Origin of the sequence: Streptococcus mitis (assembly GCF_001074635.1) — a bacterium.
GTDB classification, from domain to species: Bacteria; Bacillota; Bacilli; order Lactobacillales; family Streptococcaceae; genus Streptococcus; species Streptococcus mitis_E.
In genome coordinates this window covers 1-1,782 of the sequence record NZ_JUQO01000232.1, presented here as the reverse complement: position 1 = coordinate 1,782, position 1,782 = coordinate 1, and the positions used below count along the sequence as shown (strand labels likewise).

The following is a 1,782-nucleotide window of genomic DNA, read 5'->3' as shown; positions in this document are numbered from 1 at the left end:
GGAAATCGCTATGGCGAATTTCCTAATCGCCTTGTTAATTCGTCGGTAAAAAGACATCGTTTTTACCTCCTCATGTCACAATTTGGTGACTTGGTACAAGAAGTGAGATGGAGAAGGATGGCTCACTGTCTCCTCTCCTCTCACTTTTACTTTATTTAAATCAAGAAATAGGTGAAAAAAATGACAAAAACATTACCAAAAGACTTTATTTTCGGTGGCGCAACAGCTGCCTATCAAGCAGAAGGCGCTACGCATACTGATGGAAAAGGACCAGTAGCTTGGGATAAATATCTTGAAGATAACTACTGGTACACTGCAGAACCAGCCAGTGATTTTTACAATCGATATCCAGTTGACCTCAAGCTAGCAGAAGAGTATGGTGTCAATGGTATTCGAATTTCTATTGCCTGGTCACGTATTTTCCCAACAGGCTACGGTCAAGTAAATCAAAAGGGTGTTGAGTATTATCATAATCTATTTGCAGAGTGTCACAAACGTCACGTTGAGCCCTTTGTAACTCTTCATCACTTTGACACGCCAGAAGCTCTCCACTCAAATGGAGACTTCTTAAATCGTGAAAATATCGAACACTTTGTAGATTACGCTGCCTTCTGTTTTGAAGAATTCCCAGAAGTTAACTTTTGGACAACCTTTAATGAAATTGGGCCAATTGGTGATGGTCAATATTTGGTTGGTAAATTTCCTCCAGGTATTCAGTACGACCTTGCCAAAGTTTTCCAATCGCATCACAATATGATGGTGTCTCATGCGCGTGCAGTCAAGCTATATAAAGATAAAGGTTATAAAGGTGAAATTGGTGTTGTTCACGCACTGCCAACCAAGTATCCTTTAGATCCTAAAAATCCAGCAGATGTTCGTGCAGCTGAGTTGGAAGATATTATTCACAATAAATTTATCTTGGATGCAACTTATCTTGGACACTATTCCGATGAAACGATGGAAGGTGTTAGCCATATTTTATCAGTTGATGGTGGTAGCTTGGATCTTCGTGAAGAAGATTTCGAAGTATTAGAAGCTGCAAAAGACTTGAATGACTTCCTTGGAATTAATTACTATATGAGTGACTGGATGGAAGCCTTTGATGGCGAAACAGAAATCATCCATAATGGTAAGGGTGAGAAAGGAAGCTCTAAATACCAAATCAAAGGTGTTGGTCGTCGTGTAGCTCCTGACTATGTGCCACGTACAGATTGGGATTGGATTATCTACCCTCAAGGTTTGTATGACCAAATCATGCGCGTGAAGAAAGATTATCCGAACTATAAGAAAATCTACATCACAGAAAATGGACTTGGTTATAAAGATGAGTTCGTTGATAACACTGTTTACGACGATGGTCGTATTGATTATGTCAAACAACACTTGGAAGTCTTGTCTGATGCGATTGCAGATGGTGCTAATGTAAAAGGTTACTTCATTTGGTCATTAATGGATGTCTTCTCATGGTCAAATGGATATGAGAAACGTTACGGTCTCTTCTATGTAGACTTTGAAACTCAAGAACGTTATCCTAAGAAATCAGCTCACTGGTATAAGAAAGTAGCGGAAACTCAAGTAATTGAGTAGTAGAATGAGTCATTAGATATAGAATTCTAGTGAGGCAAAAAGATGTTCAAAGATTTTATCCAATCTATTTATGAAAAAGTTTATATTATCAATTTTGATAAATGTTCTCAAATACCTTGTTTGACTAATGAGGAGCTGAAAAGTCTCGGGAAATGGTATGTCTCGACCGGTAAAGAATGGATTTGCCATTCAGAC

Annotated in this window: 2 protein-coding genes; both read left to right on the top strand. The window is 38.5% G+C overall.

Annotation, left to right across the window (positions count from 1 at the left end; all coding sequences use genetic code 11):
• The first annotated feature begins 180 nt into the window (after window positions 1–180).
• Entirely contained in the window at window positions 181–1,587 is a 1,407-nt protein-coding gene (gene lacG / locus ADI58_RS10010; RefSeq protein ID WP_049522479.1) for a 6-phospho-beta-galactosidase, read from the top strand.
• 42 nt (window positions 1,588–1,629) lie between these two features.
• On the top strand, window positions 1,630–1,782 hold a 153-nt coding region (locus ADI58_RS10005), incomplete at its 3' end, for a DUF3884 family protein (RefSeq protein WP_049522478.1).